We start from the raw sequence: 17,751 nt of genomic DNA on the forward strand, positions 1-17,751 counted from the left end.
ATCGATAATTTTAAAAGTGCTAGTCAGTGCCGGGGGGGGAACACCGACTAGCTGGAGATGATATTACTAACCTAAGGGTAAACTTAGTGGTTAGATTTTACCCACTAGGTCAATTGAAGGAGCCAATGTTTCTTCACCTGGCTGCCATTTAGCTGGACATACTTCGCCATCGTGAGTTGCAACATATTGTGCAGCTTGAATTTTACGAACTAGTTCAGAAGCGCTACGGCCAATACCTAGGTCATGAATTTCAGCGACTTTAACTTGGCCTTCAGGGTTGATAACGAAACTACCGCGAAGTGCTAAACCATCTTCTTCAATCATTACACCAAAGTTGCGAGTGATAACACCAGTTGGGTCACCAATCATTGGGTAAGTAATTTTGCCGATTGTGTCTGAACTTGAATGCCAAGCTTTGTGGGTAAAGTGAGTGTCAGTTGATACTGAGTAAACTTCAACGCCCATTGCTTGTAACTTTTCATAATGGTCAGCCATGTCGCCCAATTCAGTTGGACATACAAAAGTAAAGTCAGCTGGGTAGAAAAATACTACTGCCCACTTGCCTAATAAATCTTGCTCGGTAACTTCAACGAAAGCACCATTGTGGAATGCAGTTGCTTTGAAAGGTTTGATAGTGCTATTGATGATAGATTGTGTCATGTCATGCTCCATTTAGATTTACATTAAACCCGATACCAATATGGTTTCGGTGATGGCAAACAAACTGTGCTCGTCATCTGATGTAGTCATAATAGCGATCGACATCAATTAAGTATAACGGATAAAAACTATCACCTTAATCGGTTTTTCATATTGAACTATCTGGTTAGATAAATCCTAGAGCGTAAAAAACAAATACCGACATAGGTCGGTATTCGCTTAATGATACTTACAGGCGGGAATTATTCCCATGGACCAAATCTTGTCAGTACGCGACTGACATTAATTTCAAGTTTTTGTGAAAGCGTTTGGAGCTCCTGCTTATTATTAGCAGCAGAAAAACAATTCGCTTTATTAGTGGCAAACACCACCCAATTTCCGCCGCCAGTTAAACATGCAAAGACTTGGTTAAAATGTGCATGAAGTGTGTCACGTAACTGTAAATCACGGCTGTGTTCTTTCCAGCAATTTAACACTAAAAAACCATCGGTTTTGAGTAGCTGTTTTGTTTGTTCAATAAATTGAGTAGACAGTTGTTGTTTATCTACGCCTTTGTCACTGTAGATATCGGCAAAAATGACATCCACTTTTTTGTGCTCTGCTTGGGCTAAAAACTCATACGCATCTTGATGTAATACAGTGAGCTTTTTACTCAAGGGTAATTGAAAAAAGCGCTTAGCGACTTCAATAACTTGTTGGCGCAATTCAACGGCGGTAATCTTAATTGCCGCATCAAAATGCCTCAGAGAATGCACTAATGCCCCGCCTCCTAAGCCTAAAATAATGACACTTTTCGGTTGCGAAAATAACAACACAGCCAACATGGCTTGAACATAGGTATGTTGCGGTACATGTGGTTGGCTCTTATCCATTTTACTTTGTTCATCATTATCACCAAATGATAAAACCCGATAATCGCCATCGTCGAGTACACAAAAATCACCAAATCTATCACCGTCGACGTGCAATACTTTATAATCGGACATACTTCACTCAGTGAGGAGTCTTGCTTAATATACGACAGCAAGATTTTTCTACTTTAAAACTCTATTATACCCCAGAATGCTGGCCGAAGTTCGCGTCAAATAGCGTATGTAACACAATGTTTTATTATCATTACGAGATAGGGAATTGACATGTTTAACCATTTATTGATGATCTTTATTTATTTGGCGGTGTTCTTTTTTGCCCAACGTCAGGTTAATAAATGGATCCATTTGCAAGCTGAAAAGAAACAAGTCAGTGAAGTACGTAGCCGTTTAATTACCCGTTTGATTTCTTATTTGTTGTTTTTTGTGACGATATCCGTCATGGCGGTGTCATTAGGGTTAGGCTATCAAGAGGTGTCGCTATTTGTGTCTTCAGCCTTTGCGGTATTAGGCGTGGCGCTATTTGCTCAATGGTCGATATTGAGCAACATCACTGCTGGTGTATTAATCTTTTTTGCATTTCCGTATCGTATTGGCGATCGAATAAAAATTGTTGATAAAGAAAAAGATATGAGTGGCATTATTGTTGAAATTAGTTTGTTTCACGTATTGATCAAACGAGATATCGGCGATGTAATGACTTACCCTAATAGCTTAATGCTACAAAAAGCGGTGATTAAATTACCCGAACCTCGAACATCAAGCGCGCTTTCAACAAGCAACAAAACTAAAGCGAAGATTAATGCAAACCGAGCGCGGTGGTTAAAGTAATCCCCAGGCAGCCACTTGATGGTTTATACCCAAACGACCTCGAAATACAAGATTGTGCATGCCCAGAAGTGACAGAGTTCAAGGGTCTAGGAATAGCGTGCCTACGGGCTGTTTCAGACACGATAGCAAGAGATAACAAGCGATAACAAGCGAACGCTGCGCTCAGGGATGGGACCGCTTCGCTGCTAAGATTTTATAGGATCTAGCCGCGAAGCGACCTAGAACCTAGAACCTAGAACCTAGAAATAGTGATCTTAAACAGAGCGTCACCATTCTGTTCAATCACTGCCTTGTTCCGTTATCCTACGGGAGCTCTGAAGCGAGCATGTTGAAGTGGCTTGGGTATATGTGTACTTAAGCTCAACGCAGACATGCAATAAAACTAGTTTAATACTCGATGAAAAAATGCCACCGCTTGTAAATACATTTGCAAAGCCAAAGCAGCATCGTAACGCTCGCCTTCATCACGCATAAAGGCATGCTGTGCATTGACCTCTTGCCAAGTAAAGTTTGCATTTACCTGTTCAAGCTTTTGGTAAATAAGCTTTCGCCCTTCTTTACTAACATGCGGATCTTGCTTACCAAACACCATCACTAACTCGCCTTTTATATCACCAGTACGGGTTAATGAATCATTGCCTTCTTGGCAAGGTAATGTGTTTGAATGAATGTCGGTTGGATATAAACAAAAAGCACCGCTGATGTCTGGATTAAGTGCGGTGCGGTAAGCTAAGTGACCACCGATACAAACACCCATAGCGCCGACTTTATCACTGCAAAATGACTGTGCCCGTGCAAAGTCAACTAACGCACAAGTGTCACTGTCATGATGTTCCAAAGGCTTGGCCCACTTGTCTGCATTACCTTTATCTTTACCGACTTCATCATAAGCCAACACGGTTCCGATAGGATTTAGCTCATGAAACACTTCTGGTACTAATACAACAAAACCATGACCGGCTAAGATTGCCGCTGAGCGAGCAATAGGCGCGGTTTGCTGAAATATTTCTGAGTAGAAAATAATGGTCGCAAATTGGCCTTTAGTGTCTGGACGATAAAGCGTGGTACGCATTAAGCCCGTAGCCGTTTTAATGTCGTGAATTTCAGTTGTTGTAATCATAATGTTCCATTTATTTTGCACTACGCCTAAGATTTATCAAGCTGGGCAGAGTGTGATTATAGTCTATGTACTCGTAAATATTCCGGTTAACCCGTACGAATTAAAATAGCTCATTATTACAGGTTTGCCCTGTGGTCAACTGAGTCACATTCGTTAATGTTGTTGAGGCTATCGCATTTAATGCCTCTTCAGTTAAAAAGGCTTGGTGACCGGTAAAAATCACATTATGACAAGCAGACAAACGACGGAAGATATCATCTTGAATAATCTCATTTGATTTATCTTCGAAAAATAATCCTTTTTCATTTTCATATACATCAAGCCCTAACGAGCCAATTTGGCCATCTTTTAACGCTTCCATCGCATCAAAAGCGTCTAATAGTCCGCCGCGGCTGGTGTTAATCACCATCACACCTTGCTTCATTTGGCTAAAACTGACCTTGTTGAGTAAATGATGGTTATCTTTGGTCAACGGACAATGCAAACTAATGATATCGCATTGAGGATACAGGCTTTCTAATGAGACATATTCGACGCCAAGATCAATTACCGCTTGGTTTGGATAAGGATCGTGGGCGATCACTTTACAGCCAAAACCTAATAAAATTTTAATGGTGGCCAAACCAATTTTACCCGTACCAATCACCCCAACGGTTTTGCCAAACATGTTAAATCCGACTAAACCCGACAACGCAAAATTGGCATCACGAGTGCGTTGATAAGCTTTATGAATTTTACGATTTAAGGTCAACATTAAGGCCACTGAATGCTCGGCGACTGACTCAGGTGAATATGCTGGTACGTTAACGACTCTCATCCCTAATCGCTCGGCAGCAATCAGATCGACATTATTAAAGCCAGCACAACGCATGGCGATTATTTTTGTACCGCCTTTTTCCAACTCAACTAACACTTCTTCACATAAAGAGTCGTTGACGAACGCGCACACGACTTCATAGCCTTCTGCTAATTTTACGTTTTGCATGCAAAGTCGGTAATCAAAGAATTCAATATCAACCTTAAAGGTTTCGTTAATACTATTGAAATGGCGAATGTCGTAAGGCTTTGCGCTAAAAAATCCAATTCTCATAAGGCTCCAAATGCGTTAATGGCGCTATCGCGATCGTTTACTACTATTGAATGCAATAGTCACGCTCAAAACAGAGGCTAATTGTATGTGAATTAACAGTTATTGTCGTCAATATCACACGGGATAAAGATGAAATTGTGATCCAGACTCTCCCTTGTTAATAGCAACGACAACAATAATCACTCTGCAGTATAGTTTGCTTGTAACGCCCACAAAAAACATCCTTTTAGCGTTATAAACCTCATCCATTTCTTTCCCATATCAACACGGATTTAGCCAAGTTCTCTGGAGCCACATTCGTGACGCCTTGATACAGCCGGAAACTAAACATAGCGAATGTCGATTTCATTTGTTCATCAACATATTCTCATTTCACTCTACTTCAAATAATCTAGAGTAGAGACGCTCTTAAGAGATACCTAGTAAGCTAGAACACATGATAAAGAACATCTACTTAAGGCATTCATTAATTAAATTGAATAATCATATTGAAAATAAAAAAAACTGCTGTACCCATCACTGTTTTAACGGGGTAAAATTGCTAATGTTACCGCAATGTTAACCTAGCAACGACACTATGAATCAGAAAAAGAATTTGCCAGTATCAAACCGCCGATTTTGGATTGAACGGATAAGCAAAACTGCACTCAGAGCACTGCACATTATTGGTGTAGTGGGCAGTGGTGGTGGCATTATCTTCAATCTTGAGTTATCTCTGTGGTTTAACTATTGGCTTATTGCAATCGTATCCGGTGTATTACTAATGAGTTGGGAGATCATTAGAGATTGGCGCTGGCTAATACAACTCAAAGGAGTGTTAACCTTACTAAAAGTCATCCTACTAGGATTTTTTATTCAAATAAGTCAGTGTCATTCTGAATTAGTCATCTTTATTATTTTATTATCTGTTATTGTATCTCATGGACCCGCTGGATTACGCCATTACTCGATAGTTCATCGAAAAGTGATCCAGAGCAAAAAAGAAATAAAAGGTTAATACACCACAACAGAGATGACTCTAAGGACACGGGATGTTCCCTTACCCAGACCAATATCGCATTGCTATGCCGCCATTGACTACCGCTTTTATGGTGGCTTGGGCGTTGATGAGTCACGCCATTTTCACCGATGCTAGCCCATTTTCACTTTATCCATTATTAGTACTCTTTCCAACTGTCATTGGTGCGCACCTTTTTTTAATTTGGCAAGCAAAAGGTATGAGTCGTCTTGATCAATGCTTTTATGCATTGGTACATATCCCACTTGCGTTTGTAGTGTGGACATTCACCATCATGCACGTCAACGGCAATGCATTCTCTTAAATCGTCGTTTTAGTCTTTCAGCAATACCATTCTATACTTGCACATCATAAGCCCTAGCGGTATCTTTGCCGCGAATTGACTCACGAGAGCAACTATGGCTGATTTCATTTACAACCCACCCACCACTCCTTGGCTAGATATTGTGTATCAAGACAAGGATATTCTGGTCGCAAACAAGCCCTCTGGACTACTATCGGTTCCAGGAAGAGAGGCTATTTATCATGACAGTATTTATTCTCGGGTTTTAGCTGAACATCCAAATGCGCAAATTGTACACCGATTAGACATGGCTACCTCAGGGGTTATTGTCGTCGCACTACGACGCAGTGCTGAACGAGAATTAAAACGTCAATTTCGTGATAGAGAAACAACCAAAACCTATTTTGCTCGAGTGGCTGGTCATATGAAAACCAGTATCACTAAAGTCGATTTACCGCTAATTTGTGATTGGCCTAATAGACCCAAACAAAAAGTAGACCACACAGTTGGTAAGCCTTCGGTGACGTTAGTTGAAGTCGTAAGCTATGGTGCTAAGTCAACATTAGTCAAACTCACTCCTATTACTGGACGCTCGCATCAGCTTCGAGTCCATATGATGGCATTAGGCCACCCTATCCTTGGTGATGGATTTTATGCCGATGCTTTAGCAAAAAGCTTATCACCTAGGTTACTCCTTCATGCCGCGGCATTATCGATAACTCACCCCTACTCTCAACAAGTAATGCATTTTGAGTCTCCCGTCACGTTCATGGCCCCTACGGCGGATCAATAACAAAATTAAACATTGTTAATAACCATGCTAATTTTAGTAGCTATTATGCAATGAAAGTCGTAGATTTATGACCAATTAATGGTTTATTAGGCTTTATACCGTGGATAGCTCATTTCAACGTGATGAATTAGACAATCATATACTTACCGCACTGATGCAAGACGCCAGAACACCTTTTGCGGAACTGGCGAAACGTTTTAATGTCAGTGCTGGAACGATCCATGTTCGCGTTGAAAAAATGAAACAAGCTGGCATTATTACTGGCGCACAAATTACCGTAAATCCCAAAGCGCTCGGTTACGATGTTTGCTGCTTTATCGGCATCAATTTAAAGAGTGCTGGTGATTATCCGGCTGCTATTGCCAAGCTAAATGAATTAGAAGAAGTAGTGGAAGCGTATTACACCACCGGAAATTACTCGGTATTTGTAAAGGTAATGTGCCAATCTATCGATGGATTGCAGCATGTGCTGATTAATCGTATTCAGTCTATTGATGAAATCCAGTCTACAGAAACACTTATCAGCCTACAAAATCCCATCGTAAGATCGGTAAAGCCCTAGATCATGGAGGGCTAAGTAGCCCTCAAGCCCTGCATCAACCCCTAAATTGTCAACTCCCACTAGTGAATAACACAACTTCAATCACAAACCTGCACATACTTATTAACAATTGATTGCCGTTTTTTTAAGTTACAGTATTACTTTTGTTAAATCTTTGTGCTACAAATGCTACTGATGTGCCATAGAGTGCAGCAAAAAACTGAACATATTATAAACACCATCACTTAATATTCATCGTGTTACAGCGATATCCCCCTCAAATTGAGTGGTGTCTAAAAACAAGGAAGAAGTTGTGAAGACAAAATTAGCCCTAGCCATTTCGGCAGCACTAATATCAAGTGCTACTTATGCAAATACTCAATATAGCTCTAACCATGCAGGCATTGAACTGCTTTCTACTGACCATAACAAAAAACCTGCGGTTAAAATTAACGATGTCAAAGCTCCTCAGCGTTATATTATTGAACTAGAATCACCTGCTATTGCAAAATATCAAGGTGGTATTTCAACTTATGCTTCTACCGCGATTAAAGATAAAAATAGCAAATTAGACATTCAATCAGCTCCAGTTAAAAGCTATGTGTCTCATCTGCAGGCCGAGCAAGCTGCATTTACAAAGGCCCTTTCAAAGGTTGCTTCAAATGCTAAAGTTGAACGTCAATTTACAACATTATTTAACGGTGTCACTATTGTTGGCCAAGGGTTAACTGTTGAACAAATAATGGCTATTCCAGGGGTTATCTCTGTATACCCTGAAGCTATGTACAGCACTAACATGGATGCTTCACATGAAATAATCAACAGTGAAGCTATGTGGAATGCTGTTGAGGGCATGGAAAATGCTGGTAAAGGTATTCGTGTTGCCATTATTGATGGTGGTATTCGTCCTGAAAACCCAATGTTCTCAGGCGAAGGTTTTGAAGCGCCAACAGGGATGATGCCAACAGATGACTACTGTTCAACTGTTGATAGTTCATTTTGTAACGACAAATTAATTGTTGCACGTTGGTCACAACCAACATTTGCGGTATGTGCAGATGAATACATGAGCCCATTAGGGTTTGGTGGTCATGGTACTCACGTTGCCGGTACTGCTGTAGGCAACAAGGTAGAAACAACATTCCAAGGTGTTGATGTTACATTATCAGGCGTTGCTCCAGCCGCATATTTAATGGCTTATAAAGCGCTGTATTCTACAGAAGATTGTTCTGGTGGCAGCGGTTCTAACATCATGCTGATGGAAGCATTAGAGCATGCTGTTAATGACGGTGCAGACGTAATCAATAACTCATGGGGTGGTGGAGCCGGTGCAGATCCAGCAAGCAGCCCATATAAAACAATGTTTGAAGCTGCTGAAGCTGCTGGTGTTGTTGTAGTAAGTGCTGCTGGTAACGATGGTAACGCAGCTAAATCAGTAGGTTGTCCTGGTTGTATTGAATCTGGTATCACTGTAGCTAACAGCACGACTGGCCGTTATTTTGCTAACAGCTTCAATGTTGGTGGTGATGATTTATTAGCGATTCCAGGATCTGATACCATTATTGAAATGGATATTACTGCTCCAGTTATTTCAGCACTCAATATTGATGCCGAAAACTTTGAAGGTTGTGATCCATTCGCTGCAGATTCATTTAAAGATGGTATCGCACTAATTTCACGTGGTACTTGTAACTTTAGCGATAAAGTGACCAACGCTGAAGCTGCCGGCGCAACTGCCGTTGTTGTTTATAACAACCGTGCTGGTGCTCCAATATCTATGTCAGTTCCAGGCATTACATTCCCTTCTGCTATGATCTCACAAGATGATGCCATGGCAATTATTGATTCAATGGGTGATACAGCGACTCAAGGTACTATTGGTTCTGAAATTAAACGTATTGTCGCAAGCAACCTAGCAGATACAATTAATCAGTCTAGCTCTCGTGGCCCAAATGGTAATGAAAATATTCTTAAGCCTGATCTAGCAGCTCCAGGAACAGATATTTTATCAGCTTTCTCACCAGACGATGGTGGAGAAAACTTTAACATGATTACTGGTACCAGTATGGCCAGCCCACATGTGGCGGGTGCTGCTGCTTTATTAAGCCAGTTACATCCAGATTGGTCATCAATTGACATTAAAACAGCATTAACGTCCACATCTACAATTGATGGTATTTTAGATTATGATGCATCAACTCCGGCTACTCCTTTTGATATGGGTGCGGGTCGCATGGATCTTGATGCTGCAGCAAAAGCAGTATTAACATTTGATAAGCCTTCAATTGCAGCAGACTCTTGTGTCGGTATCTGTACCTTTACTCGTACGGTTTACAACAAGAGTGATGAAAAATCATCTTGGGCGCTTTCTGCAAGTTCTGGTACTGCTGGTCTAATGATTTCACCATCAACACTTGAACTTGAAGCGGGTGCATCAGCAACCTTCACTGTCACTGTTGATTCAACATTTAGTGAATATGGTGATTGGATATTCGGTAATGTGATGATTAGCAGCACTGAAGGAAAGCAAAATGCTCATCTTCCATTGGCTGTACTCGCTAAAGAGTCAAGTGATTCATCATTAATATCAGCTTTTACAACTGACACTGATATTTCTGTTGCTGATCCTTTCACAATAAAATCTGTTGTGAATAACACTATGTTTGAAAACACGGTAACTCTTACGGCTACGGCTCCTAAAGGCACTAAGCTTACATCAAAAGATGATGTATCTGTGGTCCTGAACGGCGCCTCGCAAAATGGTCTATCTGTTGATGAAAACACTGGCGTAGTCACTTGGGTTGGTTCAATGGATTTACCTGAAATGGTCACGACTAGTGGCACAGGTACATATCCTAATATTACCGCTCTTGGCTTAAGTCAAACACCTGCTTGTTTAGACGGTTGTGATGAAACTACATTTGTATTTACAGTTCCAGCTTATAAGTACAATGGACAAACTTATACAGAAATCACTATTTCGGATAACGGCATAGTCATTCCTGGTAATAGTTCAACTGCAGGCACTTATGCTAATAAAGAACTACCTGATAGCTCAAATCCAAATAATATCCTTGCACCATTCTGGTCAGATTTTGATTTAAGTGATGGTACAGTTGGCGATACTGGTGGTGGAGCAATCTCTCTTGGTGTTGTGAGCACTGGAACAGCTTCATTCTTAGTTGTTGAATGGAATGATGCGCAACTTTGGGGCGATCCTTCAGGTGATCAGTATAGCTTTAGCGTGTGGTTAAAAACTGGCGATACTGAAGAAGTCACATTCAATTATTACGATATTCCTGGTATGCCAGCTAACGTAACGATTGGCGCTGAAAACATCAGTGGTAGCATAGGTACAACTCATTACTTTAACGGTGCAGGCACATCTGTTACTAATGATGACTGGGTTGAAGTAAGATCAACAACTGCAGGTAGTGTTGAACTTGCTTATAAAGCAATGGTTACTGAGTTTAGCTTCGGCCAAACTGACACCCCTTCACTTGATGAAGATACTTCTATGGAAGGTAATGTATTAGATAATGATACTAAGCCAGACCAAAAAGTAGCTCGTACTCAAGTAACGGGTGATGGCATGACGGCTAAGGCTCAACGCTTAATCGATGTGTCTCCTGCTGGAAAATTAGACACTGTTGTTCTTGTTGATAAAGTGACTAATGGCGAACTGACGTTAGCAGCAGATGGTGCATTTACTTATACACCAACAGCTGACTTCACTGGCACGGATACATTCTCTTATACATCAACTGATGAAGAAGGGAATTTGAGCACGCCTACACAAGTCGTTATTACTGTTAATAACGTTAATGATGCTCCAACGGTTGCGCCTTCAGGAATGAATAGCGCTGGTGGATTTGTAGTAACAGCAAAAGCAAACGGTAAAGACATCGATGGTGATGCTTTAACTTATAATTGGGTTCAAACTGGTGGTAAGAGTGTTAGCTTTACCAACGGTGGTCCATCAATTCTGTTTACTGCTCCAGTAGGTGATGACACCTTCACTTTCACAGTAACTGCATCTGACGGTGAGCTGACAAGTGCACCAGGTACTGCAACCATTAATGTTACCGAGGAAGTAGAGCAATCTTCTGGTGGTTCTATGGGTTGGTTAACTGCACTATTACTACCATTAGCTGCATTACGTCGTCGTAAGCACTCATAATAGTAATCATTAATTTGGCATAGCCTAAATGATGTAAAAAAAACCAGCTGTTATCAGCTGGTTTTTTTATTGGGTAAAAATATCAAACTAGATAACCTTAGTTATTCATCTTCATCCGATTCATCAGCATGAGCAGAAGCTTCAAACAGCTCTACATTCGCCAATTGTCCAAACCAGAAGTCTGAACTCACCATCTTAAACTGACGAGATAAACCTTCATTTGATACTAATTCTAGCTTCCACAATATCCCTAAGGCTTCTGGAAATTGTGTCCCGGTAATTTGGTCTTCATATAATCGATGCAATAGTGCATCAGGAGATAACCCAGATGCGAGAAGACGTACCATCGAGGCATGTAATGACGCATCAAAAATAGTTAACTCTGCAGCGTCAGTTGCTGTGACATTAACCATAAACTCAACACCGGTAGGCTCGGCAAAAACACCATTAAATGCTTCTCTCAATAAGGCATAAGCGCTAAAAAAACCTTCATGGAGCAAGCAATCAGAATATTCTTCCCACATTCTGTCACCGATCATGTCATTACTTAACTGATCAATTTTACCTTCAGTTAATTCACTGAATAAATGCGTCAAGATGATTTTAGCTGCTTCATTGGCCTCTAAATCATTTAGAGACATCATGCACATTTCTCTAAGTTCAGTAGCCTCCATTCCTTCTAGGCCATCATCTAAGCCCATAATAGCCATCAACTGAAGGTAGTCTTCATTTGACCAAGCATTCGGGATCTTATTGATTTTACGAAAAGAACCAATTTGAACATTAAATTGTGCTTGCATGGAAACTCCTTCTTATAAGCGTCAAAAAGTGACGAAGATAGGTCAAACTAATACCCAACATGTGCAATCGCAATACTGTATAAGAGCAAAAACAAAAAATGTCATACCGATAGACCACCGAATAAACATAACAATTTGATTTATAATGCTTTATTAAAAATTAAATATATTAACAATTATATTAAACTTTGTTTATATGATATTAATTTAGCTTATAAATGAATCAACTCACATTTTTAAGCCATTTTATCTTAAACAGAAATGGAATGAGATAATGCGAAGAAACCCTATAATGATTCATCATTATAGTTCAAATTGAGTTAAAGACAGAAAAGGAGAAGTCACCCTGACAAGCGAACTTTAAACAGTTAAAAGTGGCGTAAAGAATAGTATTGAGTCAGCATAAAAACTCTCACAGCCAAAATATCCTTGCTAAAGAAACAGCAAAGAACGATAAGCCTTATTTCAACCTAAAAGCGGCTAATCATCAAATCATTGGCACAAGCCAAATGTATTCGAGCACTTCAGGTAGAGATAATGGCATACGTTCAGTAATGGAAAATGGAAATACATCTACAATAAAAGACTTAACCGCTGGATAAAATCTATCAGCTCAAGCTTAAATGAATGCATTCGCACTCTAACGGCTTACAGCAACAAACTTGTATCACTTACCATTGAATTATAAGCATAAAAAAAGCCCCGTTCAATTAAGGACGGGGCTTTCAAATGATGGTACCTGAGGTCGGACTCGAACCGACACGCCGCGAAGCAGGGGATTTTGAATCCCCCATGTATACCAATTTCATCACTCAGGCAAAGACTTAGTAGCTATGTTAGCTTTGCAAAGTAATCTGAGAAATCCAAATATCTTTGCAAAACAATACTCGTAATTTAATCCTAACTGCAAGTACTCTATTTAATGCTAACCAAACAATACTTGTCGTAACAATCATTGTGACAATTAAGTGCTGGCGATTATACCGTTGCATTTAATAATGGCAAGCCCTTTACCTATTATTTTCTATAAAAAACACTCAATTGGTCAAAAGTCATTCATCACCCTCTATTGAGATGGATTGTGTTTTTTTGTGAGCTAATTAGCAATTTTACACTAAGTTAACATCATGACGGCTGAAGATTGATCAAGATCAGTATAACGACGTTATTTTGACTTTATGATGATCACGTCTTCACAACCTAAAGGATAAATATCATGGCATTTTGGTTAGATTTAATGTTTGGTAACGCAATAGGATTACTTTCTATGATGGTAATTTTTTGTACCTTTGGAATAATGTCTTATCTAATGTGGATGTTTATTGTGAAGTCTGCACCTACTAAGTGAGTCTCTTAATAGGTTAAGTTTTTTACTGCTTATTATTCATATCCAATATGGATACTTCCTTGTGAATGATACATTGGCGACAAAACACATGATGTGTTTTTATGCCAGAATGGGGGCTTTATACGCCCCCATCTTTTTTATTCATCTACAGCACTATTTTCCGCGCTATTATACCAATCCTATTAAATATGTGATCTTTCAGCGGGAGTTCAAAGTGTTGTAGGCAAGGCAGATGATTGAAGCGAATAGTGATTCTATTTTGAAAACATCTAACGAAGCATAAAGGACTTTGAAACCCGCCAGAATGGAGTCTCTCAGGTATTCCACTTCTGTGTTGTATCGATTAAAAAGGGAACAACCATTTCTACATCAATACGCCTTGAATTGAAAAACCTGAGAGACTCTGAATTGAACAGATATTTAATGAGATTGGTATTACACTGCATGCTTACGTGATTGAATCAATCCATTAATAAAATGTGGTCGCGTTTTAATCAGGTAACTCATTTCTTCTGCACTGGGTTCACCCGCTGGTAAACGGAGTACATCACGATTTAAATAATTACGTGCTTGCATCGAAATTTTGTATTCAGCCGTTGGCCCTTGAATCGCATAGTGACGCTCGTTTCCAAGCATTTCAAGTATGCTGGTATTAACTAAATTTTTAACCGCTAATTCATTTTGTGGCAAGGTTAAAATAGTTTGTCCTTGTAAAAAGAATTCCCGTAGCAAGGCTCTTTCAGCAGGGTCCAGTAGTTTCACTTTTGCGTCAATAGTTTCTACGGTACGTTTTTGACGTAAATATACGATGGCCTCATCGACGACAAAGGCAAAAATCTGGCTTAAAAAATATGCCACTCCCATAATCAACCCTAAGCCAATAAACTGACCATATTGATTAACGAGTTGGTCTAACGATAAAAACGCCAATAAATCTTTAGGCGCAAACAATAAACTAGCACATGTTACAATAAGCCATGACATAGAACTTACGAACAAACGCTTACTATTCAATAACTTTATTGAACCTACTTTCATTTTCATCATAGCTTACCCGCAGTGTCAGATTTTTGAGCTTACTAAGGCAAAGCAAAATATATGCCAGAAAAAATAATTGATTAGCTGATATTTATTTATTTTTTCATACTATATATGGCCTATCAGGCTATGCTTGAACCAAGGTATGAAACCCGAACTAACACTGGCGAAATGCATTGTAGAATAAATACTTTCATCGGTAGATCCTCCCTATTTATAAATCACAATGAAGAAACTATGCTGATATCCATAAAACAGTTACTGCGAAGTCCAATAGCTCGAAAACTGACGCTTTCTATCGTGATCTTTAGTTCTTTAATTACCCTCGTGACGACGGCTTATCAGCTCGTAAGTGATTATCAAAGTGATGTAAGTAGAATTGATCGCGTTTTTTCGAATATAGAAGCGGTAAATTTAGAAGTGCTGGCAGCCAGTATATGGGTAATAGATGAACATTTAATCGACACGCAGCTCCGTGGTTTAAGTCAATTACCTGACATAAACTATATTTCTATCCGTGATGACACGAATCAAGAATGGCACTTTGGTGTATATAAGAAAACGGCTGTTATTGAGAAACAATACCCATTAATTTATACCAATAATGAACATATTCCTGTTGGGACACTCATCGTACAAGCTGATCTAAATGTCATATATGATCGTTTGTATGATAAAGCAATACTGATTTTATTATCCAACGCGATCAAAACCTTCTTAGTGGCTGGCTTTATCTTGCTTCTGGTGTGGTTCAATGTGACCAAACATCTTCGTCAACTAAGCCAATATTGCGATGATATTAGCTTAGACCACGACTTTACTCCTTTGGATTTTAATCGTAAGCCGCAACTTGATGAATTCAGTTTGGTAGCCGATGCGGTTAATACCATGCAACGGCAAATAAGAGGCTCTTATCAAGCATTGCACCAATCAAAAATCGATCTTCAGCACGCACTTGAAGATCGCGATCGCTTACTGCTATTAGAACGCAGCTATAAAGATGAGCTCGCGCGCCAGGTAAAAGAACAAACCAGAGAACTTGAACAATCATTGCAAATGTTAAAACGAACACAACAAGTTCTGGTTGAAAAAGAAAAAATGGCGGCACTAGGTGGGTTAGTTTCCGGCGTAGCTCATGAAATTAATACCCCTATCGGTATTTGCTTAACGGCTGCCAGCTCGCAATTGTCTCACATAGAAGAGTTGATCAAATTAATCCATAGCGATGATGCCACTTTAGAACAAATTAATGGGATTTTAGAGCAATACCAACAAAGCAGTCAGTTAATCGTCAGTAATATCACTCGTGCCAGTTATTTGATCCAACAATTTAAATCTATTGCCGCAGAACAAAGCCACGAGAAAAACACCGTCTTTAATTTGAGCAATCTATTACGCGATATTACTGATTCAACATTAATGATATTTTCACCGCAAGACGTCGAAATAACCACCAGTTTGGATAAGCAGTTGCAACTTAATAATAATGCCAGTTTATTAAGCCAAGCTATCACTAATGTGGTATCAAATGCCTTTTTGCATGCGTTTAAGGATGTTTCGCAAGCGAAAATCTACATCAATGTCGTTGCTGAGCCAGACAGTATCCAAATCGAAATTCAAAATAATGGCGCGGTTATTCCTAATGACATCGTCGAACATATTTTCGAACCCTTCTTCACCACAGCTCGTCACAAAGGAGGAGTAGGTTTAGGGCTAGCGGCAGCGTTTAACGCGGTGACTCAGCTCAAGGGTAATATCTGTTATGTTGCTACGTCACCACTAGGAGGGCCAATGTTCGTGATTAGTGTGCCGAGATAACCGACAAATTTACACTACAATGTTAAGCGGGTTTAGCGGCTAATTTAGTCAGCACACGACTAACCGCAACAAACGCAAACGTTCCCGTTACCATAGTAATGGCGCCAAAACCGGAGGCGCAATCCATTCGCATACTGCCTTCTGCATTTTCTTTAGTGTTGCATACACTGCCATCAGCTTGAGGATAGACGAGATGTTGGGTCGAAAACACCGCATCTACAGCAAAACGGCGCTGAATATTTTTAGTGAAATTGTAATCTTTGCGTAATATGTTGCGCACTTTTGCCAATAATGGATCTTGTACTGTTTTAGCCAAATCAGTCACTTGAATTAAAGTCGGATCGGTTTGTCCGCCCGCACCACCTATGGTCACTAGCGGAATTTTATTACGCTTACACCAAGCGATTAAACCTGCTTTAGGCTTCACAGCATCAATACAGTCAACCACATAATCAATATTGCCACCTTGTGAGGCCGGCTTAAAATACTCAGCAAGATTATCTAAGGTAATAAAATCTTCTACTTCATTAACCACACACTCTGGGTTAATTTCGCCAATGCGTTTTGCCATAACCTCAACTTTTGATTGGCCAATAGTCGAAATTAATGCATGTATTTGGCGATTGGTGTTGGTAACACAAATATCATCTAAATCAATTAGCGTAATCTGCCCTATCCCACTTCTTGCTAATGCTTCGGCAACCCATGTTCCTACACCGCCAATACCAACAACCACAACATGGGCTTGCGAAAAAGTCGTTAGTGCGGCTTGACCATACAAACGGCCAACACCAGCAAAACGATGAGTATAAGATTCTGACAACATGGGTTACGCCCTAATTAACGACTATTTTCGCGGCCAATTTTATATGATTTATCCTCAAAGCTAAACGTTTGTCACGATTCACTCTAGATGAATTTGGTTAAGGGTGCATTTTGGTTTAATAACAAGCATCACATGTTCGTATTTATAGCGAGTAATTCTGCTCACTCGTTTTGGTATATGAGATATGAAACATGGGATGTGGGATAAAGTAATAAAATCGGTTTATTGCAGCTTAACAGATCAAGCTGGCCGGAGGATTAACACGTCAATAGTGTACCTACATCTATGGTAAACCATACCATCTAGATAGCAGGATAAAGAGCCGTTTGATAGCAATCTATTACTCAGCAGAGGCAGATTGAGCTAAATGTCTTTATGTCCTAGCGCTAATGTGTCTATCACAACAAACATTAAAATATGCTTAATTTATAACCTTATTAGACTAAAGATATAAAAATTAACATCGAATATTCACAATGATTAAATTAACATGGGCTAACATACAATTCTGCAACTTTTTATGGTTGTGCGCTAGC

The 17,751-nt window shown here is 39.7% G+C and carries 16 protein-coding genes and 1 tRNA gene; 9 read left to right on the forward strand and 8 right to left on the reverse strand.

Annotated features, from left to right (window positions below; translation table 11 throughout):
- Positions 1-90: 90 nt before the first annotated feature.
- Entirely contained in the window at positions 91-660 is a 570-nt protein-coding gene (gene ahpC, locus HNW13_RS11490; protein WP_101086214.1) for an alkyl hydroperoxide reductase subunit C, read from the reverse strand.
- A gap of 242 nt (positions 661-902) precedes the next feature.
- On the reverse strand, positions 903-1,646 hold the full coding sequence (locus HNW13_RS11495; protein ID WP_101086215.1) for a fused MFS/spermidine synthase: 744 nt from the start codon (positions 1,644-1,646) through the stop codon (positions 903-905).
- Between the two features lie 150 nt (positions 1,647-1,796).
- Here HNW13_RS11495 and HNW13_RS11500 point away from each other — a divergent pair, with 150 nt between their 5' ends.
- Positions 1,797-2,360 carry a mechanosensitive ion channel domain-containing protein gene (locus HNW13_RS11500; RefSeq protein WP_192115406.1) on the forward strand — a complete coding sequence of 188 codons (564 nt, stop codon included), beginning with the start codon at positions 1,797-1,799 and terminating at the stop codon, positions 2,358-2,360.
- 382 nt (positions 2,361-2,742) lie between these two features.
- On the opposite strand, the gene HNW13_RS11505 is transcribed toward HNW13_RS11500, so the two are convergent.
- Positions 2,743-3,480: a dienelactone hydrolase family protein gene (locus tag HNW13_RS11505; protein ID WP_162022242.1), complete on the reverse strand. Its 738-nt coding sequence runs from the start codon at positions 3,478-3,480 to the stop codon at positions 2,743-2,745.
- A 100-nt stretch (positions 3,481-3,580) separates the two neighbouring features.
- Positions 3,581-4,570 carry a 2-hydroxyacid dehydrogenase gene (locus HNW13_RS11510; protein ID WP_101086218.1) on the reverse strand — a complete coding sequence of 330 codons (990 nt, stop codon included), beginning with the start codon at positions 4,568-4,570 and terminating at the stop codon, positions 3,581-3,583.
- A gap of 577 nt (positions 4,571-5,147) precedes the next feature.
- Here HNW13_RS11510 and HNW13_RS11515 point away from each other — a divergent pair.
- The 5 genes from HNW13_RS11515 to HNW13_RS11535 all read left to right on the forward strand — a co-directional run bounded on the left by HNW13_RS11515 (position 5,148) and on the right by HNW13_RS11535 (position 11,385).
- A complete protein-coding gene (locus tag HNW13_RS11515) occupies positions 5,148-5,567 on the forward strand; it encodes a hypothetical protein (RefSeq protein ID WP_101086219.1) in 420 nt (139 codons plus the stop codon).
- A gap of 34 nt (positions 5,568-5,601) precedes the next feature.
- Entirely contained in the window at positions 5,602-5,892 is a 291-nt protein-coding gene (locus HNW13_RS11520; protein WP_101086220.1) for a hypothetical protein, read from the forward strand.
- Positions 5,893-5,986: 94 nt separating this feature from the next.
- Positions 5,987-6,664 (forward strand): bifunctional tRNA pseudouridine(32) synthase/23S rRNA pseudouridine(746) synthase RluA, encoded by a 678-nt coding sequence (gene rluA, locus HNW13_RS11525; RefSeq protein WP_192115405.1) that lies wholly within the window; start codon positions 5,987-5,989, stop codon positions 6,662-6,664.
- Between the two features lie 100 nt (positions 6,665-6,764).
- The gene (gene asnC, locus HNW13_RS11530) at positions 6,765-7,226 is read left to right on the forward strand and encodes a transcriptional regulator AsnC (protein WP_011636002.1); all 462 of its coding nucleotides are present in this window, start codon (positions 6,765-6,767) and stop codon (positions 7,224-7,226) included.
- A 292-nt stretch (positions 7,227-7,518) separates the two neighbouring features.
- Complete coding sequence (locus HNW13_RS11535) at positions 7,519-11,385, forward strand: S8 family serine peptidase (RefSeq protein ID WP_192115404.1); 3,867 nt, start codon at positions 7,519-7,521, stop codon at positions 11,383-11,385.
- Between the two features lie 101 nt (positions 11,386-11,486).
- On the opposite strand, the gene HNW13_RS11540 is transcribed toward HNW13_RS11535, so the two are convergent.
- Complete coding sequence (locus HNW13_RS11540) at positions 11,487-12,185, reverse strand: hypothetical protein (protein WP_192115403.1); 699 nt, start codon at positions 12,183-12,185, stop codon at positions 11,487-11,489.
- Positions 12,186-12,577: 392 nt separating this feature from the next.
- On the opposite strand from HNW13_RS11540, the gene HNW13_RS11545 reads away from it, so the two are divergent.
- Positions 12,578-12,787: a YegP family protein gene (locus tag HNW13_RS11545; protein ID WP_194956137.1), complete on the forward strand. Its 210-nt coding sequence runs from the start codon at positions 12,578-12,580 to the stop codon at positions 12,785-12,787.
- Between the two features lie 131 nt (positions 12,788-12,918).
- On the opposite strand, the gene HNW13_RS11550 is transcribed toward HNW13_RS11545, so the two are convergent.
- A tRNA-Leu gene (locus tag HNW13_RS11550) sits at positions 12,919-13,003 on the reverse strand.
- A gap of 398 nt (positions 13,004-13,401) precedes the next feature.
- Here HNW13_RS11550 and HNW13_RS11555 point away from each other — a divergent pair.
- A complete protein-coding gene (locus HNW13_RS11555) occupies positions 13,402-13,533 on the forward strand; it encodes a DUF3149 domain-containing protein (protein ID WP_101086224.1) in 132 nt (43 codons plus the stop codon).
- Between the two features lie 435 nt (positions 13,534-13,968).
- Here the strand turns inward: HNW13_RS11555 and HNW13_RS11560 are convergent, their stop codons facing one another.
- Positions 13,969-14,580: a superinfection exclusion B family protein gene (locus HNW13_RS11560; protein ID WP_101086225.1), complete on the reverse strand. Its 612-nt coding sequence runs from the start codon at positions 14,578-14,580 to the stop codon at positions 13,969-13,971.
- A 228-nt stretch (positions 14,581-14,808) separates the two neighbouring features.
- On the opposite strand from HNW13_RS11560, the gene HNW13_RS11565 reads away from it, so the two are divergent.
- A complete protein-coding gene (locus HNW13_RS11565; RefSeq protein ID WP_192115402.1) occupies positions 14,809-16,389 on the forward strand; it encodes an ATP-binding protein in 1,581 nt (526 codons plus the stop codon).
- Between the two features lie 22 nt (positions 16,390-16,411).
- Here the strand turns inward: HNW13_RS11565 and tcdA are convergent, their stop codons facing one another.
- Positions 16,412-17,215 carry a tRNA cyclic N6-threonylcarbamoyladenosine(37) synthase TcdA gene (gene tcdA / locus HNW13_RS11570; RefSeq protein WP_174839622.1) on the reverse strand — a complete coding sequence of 268 codons (804 nt, stop codon included), beginning with the start codon at positions 17,213-17,215 and terminating at the stop codon, positions 16,412-16,414.
- Positions 17,216-17,751: the final 536 nt, after the last annotated feature.

The sequence above is a fragment of the Shewanella sp. BF02_Schw genome, from assembly GCF_014596695.2.
GTDB lineage: Bacteria > Pseudomonadota > Gammaproteobacteria > Enterobacterales > Shewanellaceae > Shewanella.

Coding starts and splice junctions, on each gene's coding strand:
- ahpC (WP_101086214.1), bottom strand. CDS start 660: ATGACACAATCTATCATCAATAGCACTATCAAACCTTTCAAAGCAACT.
- HNW13_RS11495 (WP_101086215.1), bottom strand. CDS start 1,646: ATGTCCGATTATAAAGTATTGCACGTCGACGGTGATAGATTTGGTGAT.
- HNW13_RS11500 (WP_192115406.1), top strand. CDS start 1,797: ATGTTTAACCATTTATTGATGATCTTTATTTATTTGGCGGTGTTCTTT.
- HNW13_RS11505 (WP_162022242.1), bottom strand. CDS start 3,480: ATGATTACAACAACTGAAATTCACGACATTAAAACGGCTACGGGCTTA.
- HNW13_RS11510 (WP_101086218.1), bottom strand. CDS start 4,570: ATGAGAATTGGATTTTTTAGCGCAAAGCCTTACGACATTCGCCATTTC.
- HNW13_RS11515 (WP_101086219.1), top strand. CDS start 5,148: ATGAATCAGAAAAAGAATTTGCCAGTATCAAACCGCCGATTTTGGATT.
- HNW13_RS11520 (WP_101086220.1), top strand. CDS start 5,602: ATGTTCCCTTACCCAGACCAATATCGCATTGCTATGCCGCCATTGACT.
- rluA (WP_192115405.1), top strand. CDS start 5,987: ATGGCTGATTTCATTTACAACCCACCCACCACTCCTTGGCTAGATATT.
- HNW13_RS11540 (WP_192115403.1), bottom strand. CDS start 12,185: ATGCAAGCACAATTTAATGTTCAAATTGGTTCTTTTCGTAAAATCAAT.
- HNW13_RS11555 (WP_101086224.1), top strand. CDS start 13,402: ATGGCATTTTGGTTAGATTTAATGTTTGGTAACGCAATAGGATTACTT.
- HNW13_RS11560 (WP_101086225.1), bottom strand. CDS start 14,580: ATGATGAAAATGAAAGTAGGTTCAATAAAGTTATTGAATAGTAAGCGT.
- HNW13_RS11565 (WP_192115402.1), top strand. CDS start 14,809: ATGCTGATATCCATAAAACAGTTACTGCGAAGTCCAATAGCTCGAAAA.
- tcdA (WP_174839622.1), bottom strand. CDS start 17,215: ATGTTGTCAGAATCTTATACTCATCGTTTTGCTGGTGTTGGCCGTTTG.